The organism is Bacillus lumedeiriae, assembly GCF_044891285.1.
GTDB lineage: Bacteria > Bacillota > Bacilli > Bacillales > Domibacillaceae > Pseudobacillus > Pseudobacillus lumedeiriae.
The window spans coordinates 1-539 of the sequence record NZ_JAUIYO010000049.1 but is presented as its reverse complement, the minus strand read 5'-3'; the positions used below and the strand labels follow the sequence as shown (position 1 = coordinate 539).

The window sequence follows — 539 nt, the reverse complement described above, 5'->3', positions numbered from 1 at the left end:
AGATCCTAAGTCTGGTGCGTCTGCCAATTCCGCCACACCCGCATATGAAAATGGTGAGCCATGAAGGACTCGAACCTTCGACCCTCTGATTAAAAGTCAGATGCTCTACCAACTGAGCTAATGGCTCAAAACCAAAAATGCCGGCGAGAGGACTTGAACCCCCAACCTACTGATTACAAGTCAGTTGCTCTACCAATTGAGCTACACCGGCACAAAAATGGAGGATGACGGGCTCGAACCGCCGACCCTCTGCTTGTAAGGCAGATGCTCTCCCAGCTGAGCTAATCCTCCGTGAATGGTGACCCCTACGGGATTCGAACCCGTGTTACCGCCGTGAAAGGGCGGTGTCTTAACCGCTTGACCAAGGGGCCGGTTATGTATTGACACAAAATAAAAACCCCTATTGGGGATATGCCTGGCAGCGTCCTACTCTCACAGGGGGAAGCCCCCAACTACCATCGGCGCTGAAGAGCTTAACTTCCGTGTTCGGTATGGGAACGGGTGTGACCTCTTCGCTATCGCCACCAGACTGTATAAAG

The 539-nt window shown here is 52.5% G+C and carries 4 tRNA genes and 1 rRNA gene; all 5 read right to left on the bottom strand.

Features of this window, described 5'->3' with window-relative positions:
• Positions 1 to 51 precede the first annotated feature (51 nt).
• Positions 52 to 127 (bottom strand) — tRNA-Lys (locus QYG89_RS17120).
• An 11-nt stretch (positions 128 to 138) separates the two neighbouring features.
• A tRNA-Thr gene (locus tag QYG89_RS17115) sits at positions 139 to 211 on the bottom strand.
• 7 nt (positions 212 to 218) lie between these two features.
• Positions 219 to 291 (bottom strand) — tRNA-Val (locus QYG89_RS17110).
• 5 nt (positions 292 to 296) lie between these two features.
• A tRNA-Glu gene (locus tag QYG89_RS17105) sits at positions 297 to 371 on the bottom strand.
• 42 nt (positions 372 to 413) lie between these two features.
• Positions 414 to 529 (bottom strand): 5S ribosomal RNA (rrf, locus tag QYG89_RS17100).
• Positions 530 to 539 lie beyond the last annotated feature (10 nt).